This is a genomic window from Leucogemmata humicola, from assembly GCF_055379415.1.
On record NZ_AP040875.1, the window covers coordinates 2,151,751 to 2,178,417 of the forward strand.

Consider the following 26,667-nt stretch of genomic DNA (forward strand, 5'->3'; position numbering starts at 1 on the left):
TCGGCGTTCAGGCCGACGCGATATATCCTCGAAGCCGCGCGAGCATCTTCGCATCCATCACGGTGGGATCGGCGCCCTTTGGCGTTTCGATGACCTTGGGCACGTGTGCGAGTTGCGGATCGTTCATGACGTTTTGGAATCCGAGTTCGCCGATCGAACCCTCGCCGATGAGTTCGTGGCGATCGCGTCGAGAATCGAACGGCGTCTTCGAGTCGTTGAGGTGCATCACCTTGAGTCGCGCAATCCCCAGCAAGCCGTCGAAGCGATCCCACACGTCGCGATAGGACTTCACGAGATCGTAGCCCGCTGAATACGCATGGCACGTGTCGAGACAGATGCCGATACGCGCGCGATACGGTTCAGGCACCGCGGCGATGAGCTCAGCGAGATCTTCGAACGTCGCGCCGATGGCTGTTCCGCTGCCTGCGGTGGTTTCCATGCAGAGAATCGTGCGGCCGGGAACGCGGCTCAACGCCTCGGTGATTCCATCTGCGTTGCGCTGGATGCCGCTGGCGCGATCGTCGATGTAGTTGCCCGGATGCGACACGAGATATGTGATGCCGAGCGCTTCGCAGCGCTGCAACTCGGCGGCGAACGATTCTATCGACCGGCGGCGGAGTATCTCGTCCGGGCTCGCGAGATTGATCAAATACGAATCGTGAGCGATCGTTGCCTTCACGCGCGTTTCGGCGAGCGCCGTGGAGAACGCAGTGCACTCATCACCCTCGCACGCGCGGTCCGCCCAGCGGTTTGCCATCTTCGTGAAGATCTGCATCGCAGTTGCACCGATCGCGCGCGCACGCGGCGGCGCTTCGTGCGTACCGCCAGCAATCGACACATGAGCGCCGAGCAATAGCCCGTCGTCCCAAACCGGAGCTACCCAATTCGGGTCGTTTGCGCTGTCTTTTTTCGGGTTGAACGGCGGGCGCTTGCCGACGACTGCCGGTTCTGCCGCGATGGCCTTTTTCGCACCGGCATTCTTGGCTGCGGGCTTCTTGACCGCGGGCTTCTTGACCGCGGGCTTCTTGGCGACCGCCTTTTTGACGACTCGCTTCTTAGGCTTCGAACTCCGACGACTTGCCATGAAATGCCTTCCCGCAACGCGGACAGTGGACTGGACCAGACTCGGGCAGCGCGTAGTCGAACTCCCGTCCGCACGCACACTCAGCCTCGAGCGCGTCGTGGCCGCAGATGATGCAGTACTGGTCGTCCTCGTGGTAGGCTCGAAAACGGCCACACACGGCGCAGCGCTTCGCGATCTCGCGCGACATATCGAAAGTTAGTGAGTCACGCGGTCAGCGTTGATCCTTCAACCACTTCGCGGGATCGACGGCGACCGGACGCCCATCTGTGCCGTGCCGGATTTCGAAGTGGAGGTGAGATGCGAGATCGGGATCCGAGATGCCGACGCTGCCGATCTGCTGTCCCTTCGCGATGGTTTGTTGCGGGCGTACGTCGGCGCGCGACAGTGAGCCATAGATGGAGTAGTCGCCGCCGCCGTGATCGACGATCACGGTCAAACCATACGTCCCGAGTTGGCCCGCGCTTACGACACGTCCGGGTGCCACGGCACGAACGGCTGTCCCAACCGTCGCCTTGATGCCCACGCCGTCCCAGCGAATCGTCGTGTTGCTCGCCGTCTGCGCCTTGCCGAAGGTGTACAGCAGCGTACCATCCACCGGCCAATCCAGCTTACCGTAGTCACTCGTCTTGATCGAGCTGCCCGCGCGCGTTGCCGCAGGCCGCGCACTTTCCGCACGTCGGCGATCGGCTTCCAACGAGGCGATCGCGTTGGATAGTTGAGCTTCGGTCGCTTTCAGTCGATCGAGACGATCTTCCGTTTGCTTCGCCTGCTGTCGCGTCTTCGCGAGGCTCGACGATCGCTCGCGTTCGAGTGAACGGAGTCGCGACTCCTCGCGTGCCTTGTCCTGGCGATTGTCCTCGAGCGAGCTCTGAAGCGCGACGAGGTTGTCACGCTCATGCTGCACCTGCGCATGAAGCTCCTCGACGCGTGCGACGAGTGAGCGATCGCGGATCGCCAGGAGGTGAAGGTATTTGTACCGAGCCACCAACTCGCCGAACGATCGCGCCGAGAGCATGGCTTGCGTGGCGAAGAGCGGGCCGCGCTTGTAGATGTCCGCCAGCCGCTTTTGCAGCGCGACCTTCTTTATCGCGAGTTCAGTCTCCGACTGCTTGACCTTGTTCGTCGAAGCCGTGAGCTCTGTGGTGATCGACGCGAGTTGATCGTCGAGCACTTTCACGAGTCGTGCAGTTGCATCGGCCCGGCGATCGAGGTTCGTCACCTCTTCGTCCAGGTCGTGCATGCTGTTCTGTAGATCCACGGCCCGACGCTCGAGGTCCTCGCGCTCGCGGCGAATGCGTTCGAGCGTATCGCGTTGGGCGCGAAGGCGTGCGTCCTGCGCGTGCGCCACCACCGGTGCGGACGCGAGTAGCGTGACGAGCAGTCCGACAAGGCGTAGCGTTCGCGCCACGCGACCCGAGGTCATATCCGTCGCAAATGCCGGCCGACCGACACGGCGCTGCCGAGCAGCCCCATCGCGGCACCGAACAGAACGCCGAGCGTTGCGAGCCGGCGATCGAAGAAGACCGTCTCGAAGTGCAGATATTGCGCGAGCAAGCGCATCGCCATGTAGGTGAGCACGAGCGCGAACACTCCGCCGAGCACACCCTTGATCGATCCTTCGATGAGAAACGGACGACGAATGAACCCATCGGTCGCACCGACCAATCGCATGATCGAGATCTCACGGCTACGCGCGAGCACGGCCATGCGGATCGTTGCGCCGATGATGATCACCGCGACTGCGGCGAAGGCAAGTCCGAGGGCGGCGCCAGCGACGCCGGCAATGTTTCGTAGACGATAGAGCTGCGTGATCCACTCTTCGCCGTAGCGTACGTCATCCACGAATTCGAATTCGCGAATGCGGTCAACGACTTTGCGCACCGTGGCAGGATCGCGAAAGCCGGGCTTGAGCTTGACGTCGAGCGACGCCGGGAGGAATTCGGATTCGAACACGTCCTTGAACTCACCGAGTTCCTTGCGCGCGCGCTCGAGGGCCTGTGCCTGCGACACGACGTCGACCTTCAACACTTCGGGGAACTTGGCGACGACATCCGAAGCCGTGGTCAACTGCTCGACCGTCGTCTTGTCGGCGACGAATGCGCGGATCTCGACGCGTTCTTCAACGCGCAGCAATGCGTCCTTGATATTCAGTGCGACGAGACCAAACAGGCCGAAGGCAAACAGCGAGAATGCGATCGTCGTCACGCTCAACGCGCTGAGCAGGGGCGCGCGGCCGAACGCGACGACCGCCGTACGAAAGGCGTTCATCAGTCGACCTCGACTTCGATGTTCGGGACGTCCGCCGAATCGAAGACGATTCGGCCGTGATTCAGTTCGATGGTGCGGAATTCCGAGCTGCGTACCAACTCGAGATTGTGCGTCGCCATGAGCACCGCAGTGCCCGACGCATTGATCTCACGCAGCAGTTGAAAGATTCCACGTGTCGCGCGCTCATCGAGGTTGCCCGTTGGCTCGTCGGCGATGAGGACGAATGGATCGTTGACCAGGGCGCGCGCAAACGCCACGCGCTGCTGCTCGCCGCCCGACAGTTCCTTGGGCAGGGCGGTGGACTTGGACGCGAGGCCAACCTGTGTCAACGCGCGCGAGACCTTGTTCGGAATGCTCGCTGGCGGTGTGCCGATGACTTCGAGGGCAAACGCCACGTTCTGTTCGGCGGTGCGATCCTCGAGCAAACGGAAGTCCTGGAAGACGATGCCGAGTCGGCGTCGCAGCTTCGGGACGTCTCGCTGCTTGATGTCGTACGAGTTGTACCCGCTAATGCGCACCTCACCGGTGGTGGGGCGCTCGTCCATGTACAGCAGCTTGAGGATGGTGCTCTTGCCCGCGCCGCTTGGCCCGGTCAGGAAGGCAAACTCACCCTTGGCAATCTTGAAGCTGACGTCGTGCAGCGCGGCTGCGCCGGGGGCGGCGCGCGGGTAGATCTTCGTGACGTTGTCGAAGCGTATCATGGCTAAACTTCAGACGCATTGATCCTCCCGGCGTCACCGCCATCCGGACCGTGATCTGACCATTCCCACGCTGGCGCCGACGTGATGGTATCGAGGATTGCCTTGAGTAAACCGATGAGCATCGGGCCCAACAGTATCCCGACCAGGCCAAAGGTGTAGACGCCTGTGACGAGCGCCACAAGCATCCAGTAGAAATTGAGCACTTTGGACCGCTCGGCGGCGATCTTCGGCCGCAGGAAGGTCGAGATGTACAGCGTGTTCACGAAGAATCCGATGGCCAGCATGGCAACGGCCTGGATTGGCGAGTCGCGGAACACCGCCAGCCAAGCGGCAACGGGGACGTACACGCTCCACGAGCCCACGATCGGGAAGAATCCGATGATGAACGACACGATCGCGAGCACGCCCGCTAAGGGAACCTGGAATGCCAGATTCATCGCGAGAATGATCAGCGACTTGATGCCCTGGGTGAGGAACGTCGAGTAGATCGCGCCGTAGAGCACTCCGCGAACATTCGATTCGAGCGCTTGCGCCAGCTCACCGTATCGCGGCGGAATCCGTCCGCGAATGTAGTGCATGATCCGCTCGGCATCGATCACGACGTAGTATGCCGTGAACATGAAAATCGTGGCCGCAACGGCGAGGCTGGTCAGCGCCGACCGAAGGCCGCTCAGGATGTTCGTGCCGTAGTCGGACGCGGCGATCACGTAGCGCTTTACCGCTGCCGACGTATTCGCCGTTCCGAGAAAGGGCAGCTTGTGCAGCGATGCATCGATCCGCGTTGCGATCTCGTCCTGATGCTGACTCACGTACGCTGCGCGATCGGCGATTTCCTCGTAGCTGTACGCCGTGAGCGCGATGAGCGGCAGGATCAGCATCGCGAGCGTGAAACTCGCCGCAACGATTGGCGACCGAAGTCGCGCGACCAGCCATCGATAGGGCGGCCGCATGTACATCGCCACGATCACGCCGAGGATTGCGGCGATGATGACATTCCGAACCATCCACAGAAACAGCACCAGCACGGTCACGAGCAGAATCGTCGTGACCAGCATCCGGCGTAGTTCTGGTAGGGTCAATTCGGCGAGCGTCGGATTGGTCCGCCGCTCTAAGCGACGGCGATCTGACGCCGCCGCCACAGTTTCGGCCATTTAGCGCAGTGCCTGTTCGATATCTCCGATCAGGTCATTAGCACTTTCGATGCCGATGCTCATCCGTAGAAATCCGTCAGGGATCCCTACGGCTGCACGCGCCTCTGCTGTGAGGTGCGCATGCGACGTGAATCTCGGTTCGGAAACCAGCGAATCGACGCCTCCGAGGCTCGGCGCGTGGCGAATGATCTTGAGCTTCCGGATGAACTTCTCCGTCGCGCGAATGCCGCCGGCGAGCTCGATCGCCAACATTCCGCCGAACCCATCGAGCATGGTTGACGCGATCTGGTGGTCCGGGTGGTCGGCGAGCCCAGGGTAGTGCACGCGCTTGATCTCCTTTCGCGACGTGCACCACTCCGCGATCTGCATGGCGTTCTCATTGTGTCGTTTCACGCGCACGTCGAGCGTCTTGAGTCCGCGCTCGAGGAGCCATGCGGCGAACGGATCCGGCGCCTGGCCCCACAGAATCATTTTCTGGCGAACTTCCTCGATGTACGAGCTCGTTCCGCACACCACGCCGGCGAGCACGTCGTGATGGCCGTTGAGATACTTCGTCGCCGAATGAATGACGACATCCGCGCCATGCTCGATCGGACGGAAGTTGATCGGGCTCGCGAAGGTCGAATCGACCACGAGCGCGATACCGGTCTCTTTCGTGATGTAGCTGACGGGCTTGAGGTCGAGCACGCGACACGTCGGATTGACGGGCGTCTCGAGGAAGATCGCACGCGTTTCCTTCCGCATGCGGCGTCGCCACACGCGCGTGTCGAGGGGATCGACGTGCGATACTTCAACGCCGAGCGCCGTGAATTCCTTGGCGAGGAGCGCTGTGGCGCCGCCGTAGATCCACGAGCTCGCGATGAGGTGATCACCGGGGCGGAGCAGAGCGAGCAGCGCACACGCCGTGGCCGCCATTCCGCTACCGAGTAGCACCGCTGCCTCGGCCCCTTCGAGTGCCGCCATGCGCGCTTGAACCACCTCGGCGTTCGGCGAGTTGCCGTAACGCGGATAGCGCAGCCCGGCTTCCGTGCCGATCTCTTGAATGAAATTGACGGACTGATAGATCGGCTGAACGACCGGCGTGTCGGGCTCGTGCGCGTCGGTGCCGGCGTGCACTGTGAGCGTGGACAGGTCAATCGAACGTTGCTTGCGTGGCGACACGAGGAAGTTCCTCAGGCGAGCGCGGTATTTGGTCCACGGCGACCGCGGCTATCGAGTTCGGGCTTGATCACGCGCACCGTTTCGGACGGAGACGCGCCGACGAGATCGCGAAGGACGACATTGCCCGGTCGCAGCTCTTCGTCGATGGCTACGGTGGCGAGTTCATGTCGACGCGGGCCGTACACCCACGCCAATTCGCCCTCACTGAGCAGGCGCGCCGTCGCGTCTGCAGGATGCATCACGACGAGCGGGCCGCGCTCGTCGTCGCTCGCACGTGTTGCGATCAGTTGCGCAACCCGAAGCGGACGGTTGCGCGAGTCGTTATCCACGAGCCCCGCCAACCACCACGTAATCGTCGTCGACGCGCATCATCAGACGCCGGCGACAGAGTGTGTCGAGCGCGCGAAGCGCGTCCGCTGGATCGCCGTCGACCTGTCGCGCGACATCCGCGGCGGGCGCGCGACCCAAACGATATGACGCGTCCCACACCTTGCGCTCGTCGTCGGAGATGACGCCCATCAGTTCGATGCGATCGGCTGCTTCAATGGCGAGCGCCAACCCGTGTCGCTCGAGCACCGTTTCGATCGCGTCGCGGTGATCTTCGGTCACGCCGCGGAAAATGAAGTACGCGTCCTGCGGCGCGTCATCCGAGCCGTAGAGAATCAGCAGCTTGGCGATGACTTCATCGGCGCATGAGAAATCCATCATCGACACCTGTGAGAAGTCGATGACCGTCAGCGCACGGTCGTGCGATTCGCTGAGTAGCTGTTCGATCAACTGGCGCACCGCTCGCCCCGTGCCTCGTGTGACGAGGTTCGAGTAGAGATCGCACGCGAGTGTCTGACGCAACACGCTGCTGATGTCGATGTGGTTCATCACCGCTCCGTTCCTCCGGCGATCGCCTCTGGAATGATGACCTGAACCTGCGCGCCTGGGAACGGCGCCAAACCTTCGGCGAGCGGGACGTCATCGTCCCACGCCGGTACGATCGAGATCCTTGCCGTTCCACTCCGGACAGCCAGCTTGCCGTTCCATCGACCAACATAATTCCGTGCGCCCGCCAAACCCTGTCCGCGACCGCGGTCACGAAAGCGACTCACGCCGCGAATGACGGCCTCCTCGAGCGCAGACGCGTCATCCCAGCGTGCGCTCGGCACATGCGCCGGTGTCATCTCCAGCGACCGGCGAAAGCCCAGGCCTGCGTCGCACACGGCAATCACGACGACGCGCCGGCCGAGTCGCTTGGTCCACTTGTAGCTCTGCACGGCGACCCAACCGCCCTGACCGGCGTGCTCGATGATGTTCTGACAGACTTCGCTCAAGGTCATCGCGAAGCCCATGATCGCCTTGGACTCGAGCTTCAGCTCGTTCTTGATGATCGCTTGCGCTCGCTCCTGCACGCGCCCAACGACGTTATGCACATCCTCACTTTTTGTGATCGGCGTGATGTCGAGGAGTGCACTGGAGTCGGCCATTTCACGGCGCTTGGGATACGAGCCATGCAGGTCGTATAGCGCCTCGGCGTGGTGAAAGAATGCCGCACGCGCCCAGTACGACGCCGTCTCGTCCTGCTCGGGAACCGCGAACGCCGGGCGTTCCTTACGCGTCTGCGCGAGCGTCAGCAGAGCGGTGAGGCCGTACGGTGACGCCCATCGCGCATGTCGTGCGTCGACGAGAATCTTGGCATCCAGGGGGAGGGGCGCCAACTGCTCCAGCACCTGTTCGAAGGAGTGGTCGTCGAGCGAGGGCGGAACAGTGATGACGGTCGTCACGTGAGGCAGCGGATCCCGAGCGAGAGGCGCAAGCGTGGCGCGTGGTTGGCGTCGCCAAAGTTACCACTTCGTCGCGCTACTCGGCAGCAGTGATTCGCAATCCTCGCCGAAAAAATCGGCGCTAGGCCAGGCTGATCGTCCCGCGCAAATGATTCGCGAGACCCGTCGCCCCGCGGTGGCTCACATTTCGTGCGGCCGCAGCGTGTGCGGCGGCGATCGCATCGCCTATCACGTCGCCGGCGAGCAGCCGGGAGAAATACGTCGACCCCCAGACATCGCCGCAGCCTGTTGGGTCGCCGTTCTCCGAGACGTGATTCACCGGAATCAGCGCAGTGCGCAGCGGCCCAACCGCCGCGCTGAGTGGACGTGGACGACTCAGGTCTGCTATACGCTCGAAGTCCGACGGCGCGAAGTACACCACGCCTCGCTTCCCCAACGTGACTGTCAGGCTGCGAACGCCATTCGCGAGCGCCGTTGCGGCGAGCGCCATCGGATCGGGCGCCATCATCGCCATCTCGTCCTCGTTCATCTGCAGCAAGTCGAAGCAGCTGCACCACTCGCCAACATTCGGCAGCGGGCGAAGTGTTCGCAGCCCGCTCGGCTGCACTGCCCAGGTGAGCATGTGCAGGTCGCAGTACATCGGGCCGCGAAAGTGCTGGCGAATGAGTTTGGCCGTCTCGAGATCGAGCTCCCAGCCGCTGAGAAAGTTGATGTACAGCGCGTCGAGTCGAGCAGCGTCGAGCACGGGCTTGAGGCCAAGCCAGTTCCATCCGGGCACGCCGCCCGTCATCATCTCGCTTCGTCGTTCGTCGTCGTAGTAGCGAAGCTCGACGCGATTATTGGGGTAGGGCACCTCGATGACGCTCGCGTCCGGAGCGATGCGCTTGAGCGTTCCAAGAAACTCTCTCGCGCGAGCGGCGAGATCCTCGCCGACCTTGAGCAGCGGAACGATTTCCCACTCGGGGGTCAGTGCCGCATCGAGCCCGCTGAGCGCGTAGCTGATGCCGCCCCATTCTTGTGCGGGTGCGACGCGTGGTTCACGTCCGTAGATCACGTCCCAGACGAACGAACCGATGACTCCCAGACGTGGCATGCAGCTACTGGCGGTGCGCTGCGCTCACAGCGCGCCCAGGTGCTGCATCTTGAACGTCGCGACGGCACCCACCACGCCGGCCGTTCCCGGAAGCTCGCCAGGGACGATGCGTGTTGCGTCAACGGCTGGCCGGAACGCGCGACGGCGAACTTCTGCCTGCAGCGGCGCGAAGAGCGCATCGCCCGCCTGCGTTACACCGCCAGCGATCACCACGACGTCGGCGTTCAAGATGTTGAGCATATTCGCAATGCCAACTCCGAGGTACCGAGCCGTGTCGCGCACGATCTCGCTTGCGACGGCGTCGCCCTGCGACGCGGCGCGATACACTGTTTCCGCGGTGATCGCGTCGAGCTTTCCGCCGACCATCGACGGAAGCAGCGACGCCGTTTCTTCGCGGACGAGAACCTCGCGCGCGCGCACGGCGATCGCCGGCCCCGACGCATACGCCTCGAGGCAACCGTAGTTGCCGCATTTGCAGTGACGGCCGTTCAAGTCGATGGTCGTGTGTCCGATCTCGCCCGCCACGTCGGACGCGCCGTGAAACAGCTGGCCGTCGATGATCAGGCCGCCGCCGATTCCCGTGCCGATCGTCATGCCGATGACGTTCGTGCCGCCGCGCGCCGCGCCCTGCCACCATTCGCCGACCGTCGCGCAGTTTGCGTCGTTGTCGAGTGTGGCCGGCAGGTTGAGCTTTTCGCCGATGCGATCGCGGAGGGGAAAGTTTCGCCATCCAAGATTTGGTGCGACGATGACGATTCCCTTATCGCGATCGAGCGGACCAGGCGCGCCAATGCCAACGCCGATGAAGTCGCGTCGAGCGGCATCGGTCTGCGCGATGGTATCGAGAATGACGCCCTCGATCGTGCCGACGATGCGATCGGCGACTGCCTCGGCGCCCGACTCGGCGCCGGTAGGAATCGACCGCATGGCGTAGTGATGCATGCCGTCGGCAGACATTGCACCCACCACGACGTTCGTTCCGCCGAGGTCAACCCCGATGATGTACTGCTGCCGCTTCTTCGTGGCCATGTGTCACGAGGTCCGAGGTGTGAGATCCCGCACGTCGCGCAGGAGGTCGCGCGCCAGTCCTGCAACCATCAGCGGTGTAATCTCGCGCATGCAGCGCCAATGTCCGAGGGGGCACTTCTGCGGGCCATGGCGATCGCACGGGCGGCATGCGAGCCCGGAGAGTCCTGCGACCGCCGCGTTCGTCGCGAGTGGGCCGAACCCGAATTCCGGCACCGTCGGTCCGAAGACGGCGACGGTCGGCGTATCCATCGCCGAGGCGAGGTGCAGGGGTAGGGAATCGTTCGTTACCAGGAGCGCGGCGCGGCGGATCAACTCCGCAGATGCCAGGAGGGACAGCCGTCCCGTTGCGTCGATCGCGCGACCGGACGCGCCGTGTGCGATTTCCTGCGCCAGACCTGCATCTGCCTCTCCGCCGATGACGACGACTCTCGCGTCGGTCGCCATCAGTTGCGCCAGTTCAGCGTACCCCGGCCAACGCTTCGTCGCCCACACGCTCCCCGGCGCGACAGCAATGAACCGGTCGCCCAACGCGTCGTTGGCTTCGAGGAATCGATCGACGGCAGTCCGCTCGGTGTCGCCAGGGTAGAGCGTTGGCCGCAGCGCATCATTCGAGATCTCTCGTAGCGGATCGCGTGTTCCGAGCGACAGCAGCCTCGCGGCATGGTGAACGTTCTCGGGCGACGCGATTCGCGTCGTGTAGAACGATCGTCCTGCTGACGTTTGAAATCCGACCCGATCTGAGATGCCAGCGGCCAAGGCCAGAGCGCCGCTGCGAACTGACCCCTGCGCCATGTACGCGCTGCGATATCGACGCGAGCGCAGCGCCGCTGCCATACGCAGAAAGCCTCGCGCGCCGCGAGCGGTGCGTCGCTTGTCGTAGACAAGGCATTCGCGCACCGCGGGATGATTGGCGAGCAGCGCACTCGATGCCGGCGTGGTCAGTACGTCGACCGGGCCGGACTTGGCGAGAAACGCGAGCAACGGTGTGGTGAGCACCGTGTCGCCGAGAAAGGATGTTTGAATGACGAGTGAGGATTCGCTCATGCCGCCCCGCCCGTCGGAGACCTCAGTCGACCTGCAGAACCGCCAGGAACGCTTCCTGAGGAATCTCGACGGCGCCAACCTGTTTCATGCGCTTCTTTCCCTCTTTCTGCTTTTCGAGGAGCTTGCGCTTTCGCGAAATGTCGCCGCCGTAGCACTTCGCGAGCACGTCCTTACGGAGGGCCTTCACGCTCGAGCGCGCGATCACCTTGTTGCCGATCGCCGCCTGAATCGCCACCTCGAACAGCTGGCGCGGAATGAGCTCCTTGAGCTTGTCCGCGATCTTGCGGCCCCACTCGTACGACTTGTCGCGGTGAATGATCACCGAGAACGCGTCGATTGGATCGCCGTTGATCAGCATGTCGAGCTTCACGAGATCGCTCTCGCGGTACTCGAGCATATCGTAATCGAGACTGGCGTAGCCGCGGCTGATCGTCTTCAACTTGTCGAAGAAATCGAGAATGATTTCGGCGAGCGGGAATTCCCAATCGAACTCGACACGGCTCGTGTCGAGATACGTCATGTTCTTGTAGATGCCGCGTCGCTCCGTGCCCAGCGTCATGATCGGCCCGATGTACTCGGCGGGCGCCATGATTCTGGCCTTCACGTACGGCTCGTCGATGTGATCGATCACGCCGGGGTCGGGCAGCTTGGCGGGACTCTCGAGCAACTCCATCGTGCCGTCGGTATGGTGCACGTGATACTCGACGCTCGGAACCGTGGTCACGAGGTCGAGATCGAACTCGCGCTCGAGACGTTCCTGCACGATCTCCATGTGCAGGAGTCCGAGAAAGCCGCAGCGGAAGCCGAAGCCGAGTGCCGTCGACGTCTCCGGCTCGTAGTTCAGCGAAGCGTCGTTGAGCTGCAACTTCTCGAGCGCGTCGCGCAGCGTTTCGTACTGGGTGGTGTCCGTCGGGTACAGACCGGAGAACACCATCGAGTGCACGTCCTTGTAGCCGGGCAGCGGCGGCGTATCTGGCAGGGCGGCGTCGATCAGCGTATCGCCAGCGCGCGTCTCCTTCACGGTACGCACGTTTGCGACGACGTAGCCGACTTCACCCGGTCCGAGCTCCTTCGCTTCGACCTGACGCAGCTGGTTGTAGCCGACTTCCGCGACTTCGTACATCTGGCCGGACCCGGCCGCAAACTTGATCTGCGTGCCCGGTTTGATCACGCCGTCCACGACGCGAACGCTCGGGATTGCTCCGCGATAGCGATCGTAGTACGAATCGTAGATCAACGCGCGGAGCGGAGCGTTTGCGTCGCCAACCGGCGGCGGAACACGCTTCACGATTTGCTCGAGCAGCTCCGGAATGCCGATGCCTTCTTTCGCGCTCACCAGCAGAATGTCGTCGGGATCGGCGCCGATCAGGTCTTGCACTTCCTGCTTTCGCTTATCCGGTTCCGCGCCCGGGAGATCGATCTTGTTCAGGATCGGAATGATCTCGAGGCCGGCGTCCAGCGCGAGGAACAGATTCGACAGCGTCTGTGCCTGAATACCCTGCGACGCGTCGACGACGAGAATCGCGCCCTCGCACGCGGCGAGCGACCGCGACACTTCGTACGTGAAGTCGACGTGTCCTGGCGTATCGATGAGGTTGAACTCGTAGTCCGAGCCATCCAGCGCCGAGTACGTCATCCGGACGGCGTTGAGCTTGATGGTGATCCCGCGCTCACGCTCGAGGTCGAGTGTGTCCAGGACCTGCGCCTTCATTTCCCGCTTCTGGAGCATGCCAGTGGCTTCGATCAGTCGGTCGGCCAGGGTGGACTTCCCGTGGTCGATATGCGCGACGATACAAAAGTTGCGGATGTGATCGAGCTTCAAGACACACTCAGCGAAAGCGCGGACGGAATGAACGGCGGACGGGGCGGAACTAGTTGTGCGGTCGGAATATAGCGACGGCTCACAGACCCACAAAACGAACGAGCCGCGCACCAATCGTGCGCGGCTCGTTCAAATGTGCTTGGCGTGACGGTACAGCTTTCCTTGAGCGTCGGTTACGGAGTACCCGGACGTCCCGTTGCCGCGCCACCGCTCGACGACGCCGGTGACGACGAGGCGGGCGCGGAAGCGGGCGCACTCCGCGGTTCGGACGTCGTTGGAGCACTGCGCTGCACGGGCTCGCTCCGAGCGGGTTCGCGGTACACGGGCGCGCTGCGCTGAGCCGGTTCGCTACGCTGAGCCGGTTCACTACGCTGGGTCGACGGCGCTTCGCGGCGTGGGCTGTCGTTCGACGGCGCGCGATAGATGCCTCTCGCGTTGCCATCGTCTCCACGCGGGTTGTCGGAACGAACCCGGCGTGTATCCGAGCTGTTGGAACCGTTGGCAACGTTTCCGCCACCGGGGCCATTGTCGCGAGCGTTTCGCTGAATTCGCGACCATGCATTCGCGACATTCGACGGATCGCCGCCAGCACTCTCGGCGTTCTGCATGCGATGCGTCATCATGTCCTGAATTGCCGGACGCTGATGGTCCTGCAGCGCGGTGCGAGCGTCGATGCGCGGCTCGTTCCGCCCCGAGCGCGGCGTCGGATCGTCAGCCGTGATCAGACCTCGTTCGCGATACCGCGGCGACACCTGCGGGAGTTCCGCCTTTCCATTAGTGCCAGCGTCGGCGACGTCGGTCGGGATGCCGTGCGGCGTCTGCGGCTTTGGCGTGAACGGTGTACGATGGCCTGACGGATCGAACACGCGCGGTCTCGACGGCGGCGTGTAAGGCTGCGGAATACCGGCGATCTGATATCCGTTGTAGTAGCCGAGGCCCGGGGTACGGTAGACAGGCCGGTAGCAATCACCGAACGAATCGGCGTAGTACTGCGTGCCCCGATACCAGACGGTGTTTCCGCCACCGAAGCCGATCGGCTGGAAGAATGCGTTCGATCCGAAGAACGGGTTGCTAAAGCCGAATTGGTTGAACGACGAGCAGAAGCCAGAGCCGAAGGACGAATACGTCGAGCCTCCGAAGCCCCCGGCGTACAGGCCCTGCGTCGTGGAATAGCGGGCAAAGTCGACGGTGTACGCCTCGCGATTCTCGCCTGCGAGAATCGATGCGAACTCCTGAATCGCGTAGCGCGGATTGTTGAGCGAATTCTGATCGGCCAGCTCGAACGTGTCCCAGCGACTGTCGGTCTCGAAGCGGTCGAAGTGCATCGGGCGCCACGACGCGACGATGAACATGTAACCGTAGCCGCGATCGTACGAATCACGCGTCGAAGCGGCGGTCAGGAACATCGACGACTGGTAGCGCTGTCTATAGGAGTCGATGAAGCCAGCGAAAACTTCTTGCGTCTGATACGTCTTCGAACCGCGCACGAATCCATCGTCCTGCGGATTGAGCGGGAAGATCACGCGAACCGTTCCGTCGGCGTCGATGTGGCCGACGAGAACGTACGCATCATCATCGACGCTGAACGTGCCTTGCACGCGTCTCGATCCGGAGATGTTGGCGAAAGCCGCACGCACCGAGGCTTTGGGGCCTTCGCGGTCGGCGATACTCTGCGCGAATAGCGAATCCTCCATGGCGATCGCGGCGTGTATTCCGGGCGTTGACGTCGTCGCGGGAGAGTAGCGCGAGCTACCCGTTCCGCTGGTGGTCGCGCATGCACTTGCAATGCTCGCAAGTCCGACGGCACTCAGTGCTGAGTACAACACCCGCATCTGCCGCATACGACGCGTCTCCGAAGAGTTTGTGTATACAAATAAGCATACACCAGTTGCAGAACGCAAGAGCCAGTTTCTAACCTGGCTCACCAGCATGACGAATGCCAGCCTCGGGCCGGCACGGAGCTACCTCGAATGGCCCGTCTCCCAGAGCCGATTACCTTTCCCGGCTCTATGGAATCCGCCCGCGCCGTCCGAGCCGACCTATTCGACCCCGCCAGCCTTGCCGCGCTGGGGCGAATCGAGATCATCTCACGGTGGATTGTCGACGGCTTCATGTCCGGGCTGCACCGGTCCCCGCGCAAGGGATTCTCGGTCGAATTCGCCGAGTACCGCCCGTACCAGTCGGGCGACGACCTCCGGTACATCGACTGGAAGATTGCCGCGCGCTCCGACCGGTGGGTCGTCCGACAATACGAGGAAGAGACCAACCTTCGCGCGAGCGTCGTGCTCGATGTCAGCCGGTCCATGGCGTGGAGTGGCGCCCAGATGCGCGTCGGGCCCAACGCCGCTCCTGCAGAACGATTGACCAAGCTTGCCTACGCGGAGCGACTGACCGCTGCGCTGACGCTGTTATTCCTTCGGCAGCGTGACGCCGTCGGGCTGGTTCGCTTCGACGATCAGATTCGCAGCTCCATCCCGCCGCGCGCCCGTAACGGACAGTGGCGCCGGGTTGTTGCTGCGCTGCAGGAACCAGGCACGGGTAAGGCGTCTAGCGCGCCGGATGCGCTGCATCGCGCCGCGCGACTCATCAGCCGTCGCGGTCTGATCGTGCTGATTTCGGATTTACTCATGGATCCGCCAGAGGTCGAACGGGCTATGCGAGCGCTGCGCGCCGCTGGACACGACGTCACGGTCCTGCACGTCATGGATCCCGCGGAACGAGAGCTTCCCTCGAGCGGAGAAGCCCTCTTCGTCGACCCCGAAAGCGACCTCACCGTTCCGGCGAGTATCGCGGACGTTCGGCTCGCGTATCACAACACGGTGGAGGAAGTCATTGGCGAGTGGCGGTCGATGTTCGGCTCGATGGGAATTGGCTACGAAGTGATTTCCACTGACGCGCCGTTCGGCGTCCCGCTTCGCCGGGCATTCGCGGCGCGTCAGCAGCTGCCGTGAGTTTCCTCGCCCCGCTGTACCTGCTGTTGGCCGGTGCCGTCGCGGTGCCGCTGATCATTCACCTCATGCGTCGCAAAGTCGGCGTGCGAGTGGAATTTCCGGCGGCTCGCTACCTGGCCCGCGCCGAGAAGGAGCACAGCCGCACGCTCCGTATTCGAAATCTCTTATTGATGTTGCTGCGCGTGCTCGCGCTGCTGGCCATTGCCGTCGCTGCCGCACGCCCGGTGGCGCGTTGGGTGGGCTCCGGCCACGCCCCGTCTGCCATCGCCATCGTCATCGATAACTCGCTCAGCTCGTCGGCGGTGATCAACGGCCGGCCGCTCCTCGATCAATTCAAGTCGATGGCGCGCGACGTCGTCTCGGCCAGTGCATCGACCGATCGCCTCTGGCTCGTCACGATCGACGGACGAGTGCGCGGTGGATCGGCCAGCACGCTCCGCGATGAGATCAGTCGCCTGGAGCCGATTGCCGGCGCGGGCGATCCCGCCGCCGCGCTGTCGCGCGCTTCGGGGGTCGTACGCGGAAGCGGGATGGATGCGCGCCAAGTCGCTCTTGTCACCGATGGTCAGCGAACGGAATGGCAGCGCGTTCCTCCAATTCCGAATGTGCAGCTCGTTCTCTACGTGCCAACGATCGCGCCCGCGCCCAACCACGCCGTTGCGCTTGCCGAAGCGCGCCCGGTGCGCTGGACGCCGCGTGGGACGGTTGCGGCGCGCTTTCTCTCGCGCGACTCCACGACGTATCGCATCACGCTCAATGGCCGCACCTTCGCGCGCGGCACTGCGGCGCCGAATGAGGAAGTCGTGGTGCGCGCCTCGCCGCCTGAGCGCGGTTGGGTTGCCGGCACCGTCGAGCTCGAGCCCGACGAGCTGGCTGGCGACAACATTCGCCATTTCGCCGCGTGGATTGGTCCGGCGCCCGGCGTGACGATCTCACCGTCGAGCGGCCCATTCGTGAAGAGCGCCTTCGACGTGCTGCGTTCCACAGAACGCGTCACCGATGGCGGCGACATCACCGTAGTGGGCGCCGACGAGTTGGCCAACCTGCCCGCGCTCATTGCCGCGCCGCTCGATCCAGTGCGAGTCGGCGCGGCTAATCGTGCACTCGAGCGAGCCGGCGTTCCGTGGCGCTTTGGTGCTCGGCGCACTGGCGACGCGACGGTCCGTGGAGCCGGCTTCGAAGGTGTGACCGTCGCGAGCCGATATGATCTCGTAGCGCAGCCCGGTGCACAGGCGGAAACGCTCGCAGTCGTCGGTCGCGATGCATGGGTCGTCGCTGGCCCCCGGTACGTCCTCGTTGGCTCGCCGATTACAGCGGAGGCCACGACTCTGCCGGTGCGAGCGACGTTCATTCCGTGGCTCGGGTCCGTGCTCACCGAACGGCTGGTTGGCGAACCCGGGCAGGTGATCGAAGCGCAGCCGGGTGTGCAGCTACCGCGGCCTCGCTGGGCAGACGCCCTCGAAGGCCCCGATGGTGAGCGCACAACACTCTCCGATGTTCTCGACGTTCCTGCGCGCGCCGGAACGTTCTATCTCATTCGTGGCGGTCGACGAGTTGGAGCGGTTGTCGTCAATCCGCCGCCGGATGAATCGATCCTCGACCGTTTCACTGGCGCCGAGCTCGGCGATCGTCTGAAAACTGAACGCACACTGGTCGCGCCGAACGCTTCCTCTTGGGCGTCGATGGCGTTTCGCGCCGCGGCGCGCCGATCGCTCATTGAACCTGCATTGATTGCCGCACTCCTGATGCTGATCGTCGAGGCGATAGCCATTGGTGCGCGAAGCCGTCGAGTGGCCTGATGGCGCTCGACGCAGTGCTCGATGCAATCGAGCGCCTTCCCGCATTTACGAGAGTTCTCAACACGCTGCCCGCGCCGGGCGCGCGGTTGGAAGTGGGCGGTCTCGCAGGATCGTCCGACGTTGCGCTCGTCGCAGCGCTCGCGCGCCGTCTCCCGACACGCTTCTTCGTCGTCGTCGCGGAAGGAGTCGGCGACGCCGAGCGGTGGCTTGCTGACCTCGAGACGCTCAACGCCGACACGCCCTTTGCGCTCTATCCCGCGCGCGAAGGGTTCGGTGAAGCCGAGCCGCACATGGAAGTTGCCGGTGAGCGCATCGAGACACTCGAGCGGCTCACGCGCGGCGAACTGCGAGTGTTGCTCACGACCGCCCGTGCGCTGCTCGAGAAAACGCGAATGCCGCGCGCGCTGCAAGACCTGCGCATCGAGTTGCGAAAGGGTGCGACCTATCGATTGACCGAGCTGGCCGAACATCTCGAACGAATCGGGTTCGAGCGTGTGCCGATGGTCGAAGACGTCGCGCAGTTCAGCATTCGCGGCGGCATCTTCGACGTCTACTCGTTCGGTATGGCCGAACCAGTGCGTGCCGAGTTCTGGGGCGACGAGATCGAGGACCTCCGCCACTTCGACCTGGCGTCGCAACGGTCGAAGCGCGTCGTCGACTACGCGCTCGTCCTGCCAGTCGACGGCAACGTCAGCGACGATGCAGGCGAGTTCGAACGCGGGTCGATTCTGTCACTCTTTCCGCCGGACACGCTGCTCATCGTGCCGCGCGGGTCGCACATCGCGCCGGAGCTCAAGCGCACCTGGGACGACGCGCAGCATCACGTCGAGCTGGCCCGTCGTCGCGGCGACGACGTTCCGCGCCGCGACGAACTGTTCGAAGCGCCCGACGCCGCCAATGCCGAGTTGAGCAAACTCGCATGGATCGTCGATGCGAGCGCGCCCGATGAGTCGCCGGAAGTGGTCTTTCCGATTCGGCCGCCCGAGCCGATCGACCGCGACATCAAGCAGCTTCGCCGACTCGTCCGTGACGGAACGGCCACGATCATCCTCTGCGACAACGAGGGTCAGGCCGAGCGCCTCGACGAGCTGCTGAGCGGCGATGATCGCGGACCGTCGCCCGCGGCGCTGTCGATCGGCGTGCTGGACGGCGGATTCATCGTCGGAAGCGGAACGCGCGACGCGAGCAGCGGAACAACGACGCGCCTTCGGATTCTCACGGACCACGAGATCTTCCGCCGAGAACGGCGCATCCGCCGCGCGCGCCGCTACATCACGGCGACCGCGCTCGACACGGTCTCGCTCAAGCCCGGCGATTTCGTCGTGCATCTCGAGCATGGTGTCGGGATCTACCGCGGCATCGAGACGATTTTCGTCGGGCAGAGCACCATCGAAGTCGCCGTTGTCGAATACGAGGGCGGCGATCGGCTGAACGTTCCGCTCTATCGCATCGATCAACTCGAGCGGTATCGATCGGGCGACGACGTCTCGGAAGATTCGCCACCGCCGCGCCTGCACAAACTCGGCGGCCGCCGTTGGGCGCAGCAGCGCGAGCGAACGCGCATGGCGATCGAAGAGATGACCGTCGAGCTGCTCGATCTTTACGCGCGTCGCAAGATTGCCATTCGTCCGGCGCACGTGCCGGATACTCCGTGGCAGCGCCAACTCGAGTCAGCGTTTCTCTTCGAGGACACGCCCGACCAGCGTACGGCGACGACGCAGGTGAAGGGCGACATGGAGAGCACGCGTCCGATGGATCGGCTGCTCGTCGGCGATGTCGGCTACGGCAAGACCGAGATCGCGGTGCGTGCGGCGTTCAAGGCGGTGCAGTCGGAGCGGCAGGTGGCCGTGCTCGTGCCGACCACGATTCTCGCCGATCAGCATTTTCGCACGTTCACCGAACGTCTGGCTGATTTTCCCATTCGTGTCGCCGCGCTGAGTCGCTTTCAGAATGCAAAGGAGCAGGCCGCGGTTCTCGCTGAACTGAAAGAGAAGAAAGTCGACATCGTCATCGGCACGCATCGACTACTCAGTCCTGATGTCGAGTTCACCGACCTTGGACTCATCGTCGTGGACGAAGAGCATCGCTTTGGCGTGAAGCACAAAGAGCGGCTCAAGCAGCTCAAGCTCTCGACCGACGTATTGACGCTCACCGCCACGCCCATTCCGCGCACCCTGCATCTGTCGCTCGCCGGTCTGCGCGATATGACGTTGATGCAGACGCCGCCGCGCGATCGCTCGCCCGTGCTCACGTATGTCGAGCCGTGGGACGACGGTTTGATCGACGAAGGCATTTCGCGCGAGTTGGACCGCGGCGGTCAAGTGTTCTTCGTTCACAATCGCATCGAGACGATTACAGCGATTGCGGACCATATCAAACGCGTCGTGCCGCGAGCCCGAATTGCCGTTGCGCACGGCCAGATGCGCGAGAAGGAGCTCGAGGAGTGCATGCATCAGTTCGTGAGCGGCGAGGTCGACGTGCTGGTGTCGACGATGATCGTCGAATCCGGACTCGACGTGCCGAACGCGAACACGATGTTCATCAACCGAGCCGACCATTTCGGTCTCGCGCAGCTGTATCAGCTGCGTGGACGCGTCGGTCGCTCGCACCGTCGCGCGTACTGCTATCTCATCGTTCCTGAGTCGGTCGATCCGGACGCCGAGCGTCGCTTGCAGGTGCTGGAGCATCACACCGAGCTGGGTGCGGGCTACCGCATCGCGCTCAAGGATCTCGAGATGCGCGGGGCGGGGAATCTCCTCGGCGCCGAGCAGTCGGGGTTTGTGCACGCGGTGGGCTTCGACCTGTACCTGCGCATGCTCGAGGAGACCGTGCAGCGGCTCATGTCGGGAGATGCGGCGCCCAAGATGGTGCCGTCGGACGTGACGATCGATACGCCGAACTACCTGCCCGACGACTACGTGGTCTCGCAAGATGCGAAAATCGACGTGTACAAGCGTCTGGCGCGCTATGAGCAGCCTCAAGAAGTGGAGTCGTTGCGCACTGAGCTGCGTGACCGGTTCGGGCCGCTTCCCCAGCCGGCGGAAGCCATGCTCGCGCTTGCCCAGTTGCGGATCATTGGCGGCGCATTGGGGATAGAAGGAATCCTGGTGCGTGGCGACGAAGCTCGTGTTACTTTTAGAGGTTCTGCGGCACCCAGGATCAAGGGGCTGTCCGCGGCCTTCCACGACGTCCAGTTTCAGGCGGAAGTCCGTCGCGCGGTTCCGCTGTCCCTCAAATTGACGCGCCTTGGCGGCGCCCCCATGCTTGACGGTCTCGTCCGCGCCCTACGCGGCCTTGTCGTCTAGCACGTTCCGACCTCAACCCCTCGGTTTTTTCATGCGCTATCGTTTCCTCATTGGCATCGTGGCTGCCGGTACGCTGTTGACGGCCTGTGATGGGCTGAAAGAAGCTCTCACCGCCCATGTCGACGTCGTAGCCAAGGCTGGCTCGCAGGAGCTGTCGGTCAATCGGCTCGGCGACCTGCTCGGCGGCGCCAAGATTCAGGTGCCGGTGAACCGCGAAACGGCGGCGATCCTTGCCGACATCTGGACCGGCTACCAGCAGCTCGCATACGCCGCGGCTCACGGTGATTCGCTGAACGACAAGAAGGCGATCGACGCCGCTGTCGCTCCGATTCTCAACGTGCAGAAGCTCTCGCACTTCATGGACTCGGTTCAGAAGACCTTCAAGGTCGACTCTGGCAGCGAGGCCGCGTACAACCAGGCCGCAGGCGGACTGCTCGCCGCGCGCCACATTCTCGTCGGTTTCAAGAATCCTGGTGTTCCTGCCAGCGCCGCCGAGAAGGAAGAAGCGAAGAAGAAGGCTGAGCAACTGCGTACGCAGGTGACGGCGGCCAACTTCACGGAAATGGCCAAGAAGTACAGCACCGATCCGAGCGCCAAGCAGAACGGCGGCAACCTCGGCGTCTTTGCTCCGGGCGACATGATCGCAGCGTTCCAGAGTGCGACCGCAGCGCTCAAGCCGGGCGAGATTTCGCAGCCGATCGAAACCAATTTCGGCTACCACATCATTCAGCGTCTTCCGTACGCCGAAGCGAAGGCTGACTTCGCAACGCGCTACTCGTCATCCGCGGTTCGCATCGCCGACAGCACGTACATGGCGCAGCTCGCGACGACCGGCAACGTCCAGGTCAAGGACAACGCGCCGACGCTGATGAAGGACGCGCTCAAGGATCAGTCGAAGCACCGCAAGGACAATACGGCGCTCGCCACCTACAAGGGCGGCACGCTGACGGTCTCCGACTTCCTCGGCTGGCTCGAGACGTTCCCGCCGCAGCAGCAGATGGCGCAGCGCATTCCGCAGGCGCCGGACTCGGCTCTCAAGCCGTTCGTCAAGCAGCTTGCGGTGCAGGAGCTGTTGCTCAAGCGCGCCGACAGCGCCAAGGTCGACGTGTCGCCGACCGAGCGCACGCAGATGTACACGCAGATCGGCGAACTCGTGAATAACGTCTGGGGCGCACTTGGAATCGATCCCAAGATGCTCGCCGACAGCGCCAAGAGCACGGCCGAAAAGGAGCGTCTCGCGGCCTCGCGCGTCGATGCGTATCTCGATCGCATGATGGCCGGCCAGGCTCAACCGATCTCGGTACCGGCACCGCTCAAGAAGATGCTCGATGCCAAGTACGAATCGTCGGTCAACTCCGCCGGCGTCGATCGGGCGTTCGAACGCGCTCAGAAGACCCGTGCGTCGGCAGACTCGGCGCGTGCGGCCAGCCAGCCCAAGTCGTCGATCCCGATGCCGGGTGGTGCAACGCCGCCAGGCGCGCCTCCTGCGGGTGCGCAGCAGCCGGCTGCTCCGCCAGCGAAGCCTGACGTCAAGAAGCCGTAAGGCATTCACTCGGAGGGCCAGGGGCGGACCCCTGGCCCTCATTCGTGGGTACACCGTCGTATGATGAAATCCATCCTCCTCGCACCAGCACTTCTTCTCGTCGCCGGCCAACTGGTCGCGCAACAGCCTGCTGCTCCGGCTGCTGCGCCCAAGACGCCTGTGCGCCTCGACGCCATTGTTGCCATTGTCGGCGACCAGGCGATCACGCGCTACGACCTCTCCGAGGCGGTCCTGACACGGATCCAGCGTCACGAGGTCGAAGAGCCCAAGGACAGCGCGGCGACGATTGCGCTCGACTCACTGGTCCTGGATGAGATGATTCAGGACGAGCTCATCGTCCAAAAGGCGAAGGATCTCAAGATCACCATCCCGGACGCCGATGTGGCGCCGCAGGTCGATCGCCAGGTGAAGGACGTGCGCGCGAACTTCGAGAGCGACGCGCAGTTCCGCGCCGAGTTGCAGAAGGCGGGACTCGGCACTCCGGATGAGTATCGCAAATATCTCATGGAGCAGTTTCGCCGGCAGTTGATTCGCGATCGCGTCATCCGCAAGCTCACGCAGGATGGCAAGATCGTTTCGATCAACGTCACAGACCCGGAGATCTCGGCCGAGTTCGAGCGCGCCAAGACGTTCCTGCCCAAAAAGGCAGCAACGGTGACGTTCAAGCAGATCGTCATTGCACCGCAGGCGACCGCTGCCGCAAAGGAAGTCGCGCGTGTTCGCGCGGAATCGTTGCTTGCCCAGCTGAAGTCCGGTGCGGATTTCGAGAAGCTCGCCAAGCGCGAGTCGATGGATCTGCAGAGCAAGGAAAGCGGCGGCGACCTCGGTTGGTCGCGACGTGGAACGCAGGTGCCCGAGTTCGAGCGTTGGCTATTCGGTACGCCGTTCGTTCCTGGAACGCAGCCGGGTCAGCTCACGCCTGTGTTTGAGACTTCGTATGGCTTTCACATCGTTCGTGTCGATCGCGTAAATGGCGCCGAGGTGAAGGCTCGTCAGATTCTCATCGCTCCGAAGATCGATTCGGCGGACGTCGAGCGTACGCACAAGCTCGCCGATAGCGTGGCCGCAGCATGGAAGGGCGGGGCAGCGTTCGACTCGCTCGCGAAGAAGTATCACGACTATCGCGGCGCAGAAGAGACGAGCATCCTCACGCCGTTCTGGCGCGACAGTCTCCCCGTGCCTTACCAGAAGGGGTTCCTGCTCCGTAAGGCGGGCGACATCGTCGTGTTCCAGATCGCTGGTTCGGCCAAGCGCCCTGACGTGCCCAAGTACGTCGTGGCGCAGCTACTCACGGCCGACGAAGGCGGCGAGCGAACGCTGCCCGAGATGCGTGAGGCTGTGCGCAGCGAACTCGCGCAGCGCGGTGGCGTGCGTCGATACATCGATGCGCTGAAGAAGCAGACGTTCGTGATGGTGCGATTGAACGACGTGGCCGCGGCCGAAGGGTCGAAGCCGGCGAAACCGTAGCAGGTCCACTTCACGAGCTCCGTGCACGAACTCTCCTCCAAGCGTCCTCGACTCGCAGTCACGCTTGGCGACGTTCGCGGCATTGGTCCCGAGATCGTAGAAAAAGCGGCGGCGTCGCGCGAAGTGCGCGACGCCGCCGATCTCGTTTTTGTCGGTCCGTCAGGCGCTGGTGTCGATGTAGGCGAACGCACCGGCGTGTGGGGCGACGATCGATCGGCCGCCAATGCTGGGCGGTTTGCCGGACGCGCCGTGGAGCGCGCGGTCGCATTGGCCCTCGCTGGCGAGGTCGACGGCATCGTCACCGCGCCGCTCGACAAGGCAGCGCTGCTCGCTGGGGGTTACGCCTACCCAGGACACACGGAGATGCTCGCTGGGCTCACTGGGCGCCGTGTAGCGATGATGCTCGCCGCCGCTCGACCGGCGCCTGGCTCCGCGAATCCGCTGCGTGTCGTGCTTGCCACCACGCACATCGCGCTGCGAGACGTTGTTGCCGCCGTCACGCGCCGCGCGATTCTCGACGCCGCGGAAGTGACGCGCAATGGACTTCGTGACTGGTTCGGAATCGCCGAGCCGAGGCTCGCACTCTGCGCGCTGAATCCGCACGCGGGCGATGGTGGACGCTTCGGTCGCGAAGATGACGAACTGCTGCGTCCGGCCGCGGAAGAGGCTGGCATCGCTGGTCCGTTTCCGGCCGACACCGTTTTCGTTCGTGCGATGCGCGGTGCGTTCGACGCCGTCATTGCGCCGTATCACGACGTTGGAATGACCGCGATCAAAGTTGCGTCGTTCGGAAGCGCGGTGAACGTCACGCTCGGTTTGCCCTTTCCACGGTGTTCGCCGGACCACGGCACGGCCCTCGATATCGCGGGCACGGGAAGCGCAGATCCGGCCAGCATGATCGAGTCGATTCTCCTGTGCGCCGACATTGCGCGTCGCACAGCTCGTCGCACCATGGAGACCGCATGAGACGCAACCTGATCGTGTTCGTGCTGGGCCTTTCGTTCGTTGCGTGCGCGCAGCCGCAGCCAGGAACGATCACTCCAGCGGGATTCGTCGCGTCGGGCCGAGTGCAGTCGCCCGTTCGCGCGCCGATGAGCGAGGAGACGATCGCCCGTCTGATTCACGAAGGCATGGAGAACTCCCATGTCGACGCCGATCTGATGTACATGCTCGACGTCATTGGACCGCGGTTGTCCGGCAGTCCGGAGATGCGTCGCGCGAACGAGTGGACGCAGCAGAAATTCCGCGAGTACGGCGCGGACAAGGCCGATCTGGAGAGCTACAAGTTTGGCGTCACCTGGACGCGCGGGCCGACCACCGCACGAATGCTCGTTCCGCAGCGTCGTGAGTTGATCGCCGTGTCATGGGCGTGGTCGCCGGGCACGAACGGGCCGCTCGCGGGCGACGTGGTGTACGTCGACGCGCGCACTCCGCAGGAGTACCAGCGACGTTTCGCGGGTAAGCTGCGCGGCAAATGGGTGATGATTGGCGCCGCGTATCCCAACGTGAATCCCGATGGTCCGCCGCTCACCGCCGCAGATTCGGCGCGTCTCGATTCGCTGCGACGCGCGCGGTTGCCGCAGACAGACGAAGAGCGCCGCTTCATGCCTGGGCGCTACGGCCTGATGGAAGACGAGAAGGTTGCCGGCGTGATCTGGGATGGCGGCAAGGAATTCGGTCTGCTCACGATGAGTGGCGCGCCCGATGCCATTTCGCCGTTTCCACAGATCGTCATTTCGAACGAGAACTATTCGCAGTTCCAGCGGCTGATTCAGCGCGGTGAACGCGTTGCGATCGAAGCGGACATCAAGAACACCTTCGGTCGCACCGAGGTTGATCAGGCAAACACGGTCGCCGAAATTCGCGGCACCGAAAAGCCCGATGAAGTCGTTTTGCTTGGCGCGCATCTCGATTCGTGGGACCTTGCGACCGGTGGCACTGACAACGGAACCGGCGCGATTGCCGTGCTCGAGGCCGCGCGCATTCTCAAAGCCGCCGACGCAAAGCCGAAACGAACGATCCGCTTCGTGCTGTTCAGTGGCGAAGAAGAAGGGCTATTCGGCTCGCAGGCGTACGTCAAAGCGCATCGTAAGGAGCTCGACAACATCCAGGCGGTGCTCGTGCTCGACAACGGCACAGGGCGTATCACTGGAATGGCGCTGCAGGGCCACGACGCCTTGCGCGACCTCTGGAAGTCGATGATGCAGCCGCTGAATGAACTCGGTCCGTTGGCCGTACGCTCGGGCAACAAGACGGGCACCGACCACCTGTCGTTCATTCCGTATGGTGTGCCGTCGTTCAACTACGATCAGCTCACACGCGGCTACAACCACACGCACCACTCACAGGTTGACGACTACAATCATGTCGTGCCGGCCGACGTTGCACAGGCAGCGACGGTCATGGCCGTGAATGCGTGGCAGTTGGCGAATCTTCCGCAGCTGCTGCCGCGGGGCAGCAAGCAGTAACACACCGCG

The 26,667-nt window shown here is 63.5% G+C and carries 21 protein-coding genes; 7 read left to right on the plus strand and 14 right to left on the minus strand.

The genetic code is table 11. The features are described from left to right. Positions 1-7: 7 nt before the first annotated feature. The 14 genes from AC6H4Z_RS08900 to AC6H4Z_RS08965 all read right to left on the minus strand — a co-directional run bounded on the left by AC6H4Z_RS08900 (position 8) and on the right by AC6H4Z_RS08965 (position 14,966). Entirely contained in the window at positions 8-1,084 is a 1,077-nt protein-coding gene (locus AC6H4Z_RS08900) for a deoxyribonuclease IV (protein WP_497546401.1), read from the minus strand. A gap of 211 nt (positions 1,085-1,295) precedes the next feature. Further along, positions 1,296-2,507 (minus strand): murein hydrolase activator EnvC family protein, encoded by a 1,212-nt coding sequence (locus tag AC6H4Z_RS08905; RefSeq protein ID WP_497546402.1) that lies wholly within the window; start codon positions 2,505-2,507, stop codon positions 1,296-1,298. After that, the gene (locus tag AC6H4Z_RS08910; RefSeq protein WP_497546403.1) at positions 2,504-3,352 is read right to left on the minus strand and encodes a cell division protein FtsX; all 849 of its coding nucleotides are present in this window, start codon (positions 3,350-3,352) and stop codon (positions 2,504-2,506) included. The genes AC6H4Z_RS08905 and AC6H4Z_RS08910 overlap by 4 nt, the downstream gene beginning before the upstream one ends. Further along, positions 3,352-4,053 (minus strand): cell division ATP-binding protein FtsE, encoded by a 702-nt coding sequence (gene ftsE / locus AC6H4Z_RS08915; protein ID WP_497546404.1) that lies wholly within the window; start codon positions 4,051-4,053, stop codon positions 3,352-3,354. The genes AC6H4Z_RS08910 and ftsE overlap by 1 nt, the downstream gene beginning before the upstream one ends. 2 nt (positions 4,054-4,055) lie before the next feature. After that, positions 4,056-5,204, minus strand: coding sequence for an AI-2E family transporter (locus AC6H4Z_RS08920; protein ID WP_497546405.1), 1,149 nt, complete (start codon positions 5,202-5,204; stop codon positions 4,056-4,058). Beyond that, positions 5,205-6,365 carry a trans-sulfuration enzyme family protein gene (locus AC6H4Z_RS08925; RefSeq protein ID WP_497546406.1) on the minus strand — a complete coding sequence of 387 codons (1,161 nt, stop codon included), beginning with the start codon at positions 6,363-6,365 and terminating at the stop codon, positions 5,205-5,207. A gap of 11 nt (positions 6,366-6,376) precedes the next feature. Beyond that, entirely contained in the window at positions 6,377-6,694 is a 318-nt protein-coding gene (locus tag AC6H4Z_RS08930; RefSeq protein WP_497546407.1) for a molybdopterin dinucleotide binding domain-containing protein, read from the minus strand. Next, positions 6,687-7,241, minus strand: a complete 555-nt coding sequence (locus tag AC6H4Z_RS08935) for a hypothetical protein (protein WP_497546408.1) — start codon at positions 7,239-7,241, stop codon at positions 6,687-6,689. The genes AC6H4Z_RS08930 and AC6H4Z_RS08935 overlap by 8 nt, the downstream gene beginning before the upstream one ends. Continuing rightward, a complete protein-coding gene (locus tag AC6H4Z_RS08940; protein WP_497546409.1) occupies positions 7,241-8,137 on the minus strand; it encodes an ATP-binding protein in 897 nt (298 codons plus the stop codon). Before AC6H4Z_RS08940 ends, AC6H4Z_RS08935 begins: the two co-directional genes overlap by 1 nt. Positions 8,138-8,258: 121 nt before the next feature. Further along, entirely contained in the window at positions 8,259-9,230 is a 972-nt protein-coding gene (locus AC6H4Z_RS08945) for a PfkB family carbohydrate kinase (protein WP_497546410.1), read from the minus strand. A gap of 24 nt (positions 9,231-9,254) precedes the next feature. Beyond that, a complete protein-coding gene (locus AC6H4Z_RS08950) occupies positions 9,255-10,259 on the minus strand; it encodes an ROK family protein (protein ID WP_497546411.1) in 1,005 nt (334 codons plus the stop codon). 3 nt (positions 10,260-10,262) lie between these two features. After that, positions 10,263-11,303 (minus strand): glycosyltransferase family 9 protein, encoded by a 1,041-nt coding sequence (locus AC6H4Z_RS08955; protein WP_497546412.1) that lies wholly within the window; start codon positions 11,301-11,303, stop codon positions 10,263-10,265. A gap of 22 nt (positions 11,304-11,325) precedes the next feature. Next, positions 11,326-13,125, minus strand: a complete 1,800-nt coding sequence (lepA, locus tag AC6H4Z_RS08960; protein ID WP_497546413.1) for a translation elongation factor 4 — start codon at positions 13,123-13,125, stop codon at positions 11,326-11,328. A gap of 173 nt (positions 13,126-13,298) precedes the next feature. Next, positions 13,299-14,966, minus strand: a complete 1,668-nt coding sequence (locus AC6H4Z_RS08965; RefSeq protein WP_497546414.1) for a DUF4384 domain-containing protein — start codon at positions 14,964-14,966, stop codon at positions 13,299-13,301. Positions 14,967-15,095: 129 nt separating this feature from the next. Here AC6H4Z_RS08965 and AC6H4Z_RS08970 point away from each other — a divergent pair, with 129 nt between their 5' ends. The 7 genes from AC6H4Z_RS08970 to AC6H4Z_RS09000 are packed head-to-tail and all read left to right on the plus strand — an operon-like array spanning position 15,096 to position 26,658. After that, positions 15,096-16,076, plus strand: a complete 981-nt coding sequence (locus tag AC6H4Z_RS08970; protein WP_497546415.1) for a DUF58 domain-containing protein — start codon at positions 15,096-15,098, stop codon at positions 16,074-16,076. Then, entirely contained in the window at positions 16,073-17,875 is a 1,803-nt protein-coding gene (locus AC6H4Z_RS08975) for a vWA domain-containing protein (RefSeq protein ID WP_497546416.1), read from the plus strand. The genes AC6H4Z_RS08970 and AC6H4Z_RS08975 overlap by 4 nt, the downstream gene beginning before the upstream one ends. Next, positions 17,875-21,180 (plus strand): transcription-repair coupling factor, encoded by a 3,306-nt coding sequence (gene mfd / locus AC6H4Z_RS08980; protein ID WP_497546417.1) that lies wholly within the window; start codon positions 17,875-17,877, stop codon positions 21,178-21,180. The genes AC6H4Z_RS08975 and mfd overlap by 1 nt, the downstream gene beginning before the upstream one ends. A 31-nt stretch (positions 21,181-21,211) precedes the next feature. Then, positions 21,212-22,723, plus strand: a complete 1,512-nt coding sequence (locus AC6H4Z_RS08985; RefSeq protein WP_497546418.1) for a peptidylprolyl isomerase — start codon at positions 21,212-21,214, stop codon at positions 22,721-22,723. Between the two features lie 60 nt (positions 22,724-22,783). Next, the gene (locus AC6H4Z_RS08990) at positions 22,784-24,190 is read left to right on the plus strand and encodes a peptidylprolyl isomerase (protein ID WP_497546419.1); all 1,407 of its coding nucleotides are present in this window, start codon (positions 22,784-22,786) and stop codon (positions 24,188-24,190) included. Between the two features lie 21 nt (positions 24,191-24,211). Continuing rightward, positions 24,212-25,156 carry a PdxA family dehydrogenase gene (locus AC6H4Z_RS08995; protein WP_497546420.1) on the plus strand — a complete coding sequence of 315 codons (945 nt, stop codon included), beginning with the start codon at positions 24,212-24,214 and terminating at the stop codon, positions 25,154-25,156. Then, positions 25,153-26,658 (plus strand): M20/M25/M40 family metallo-hydrolase, encoded by a 1,506-nt coding sequence (locus AC6H4Z_RS09000; RefSeq protein WP_497546421.1) that lies wholly within the window; start codon positions 25,153-25,155, stop codon positions 26,656-26,658. The genes AC6H4Z_RS08995 and AC6H4Z_RS09000 overlap by 4 nt, the downstream gene beginning before the upstream one ends. Positions 26,659-26,667 lie beyond the last annotated feature (9 nt).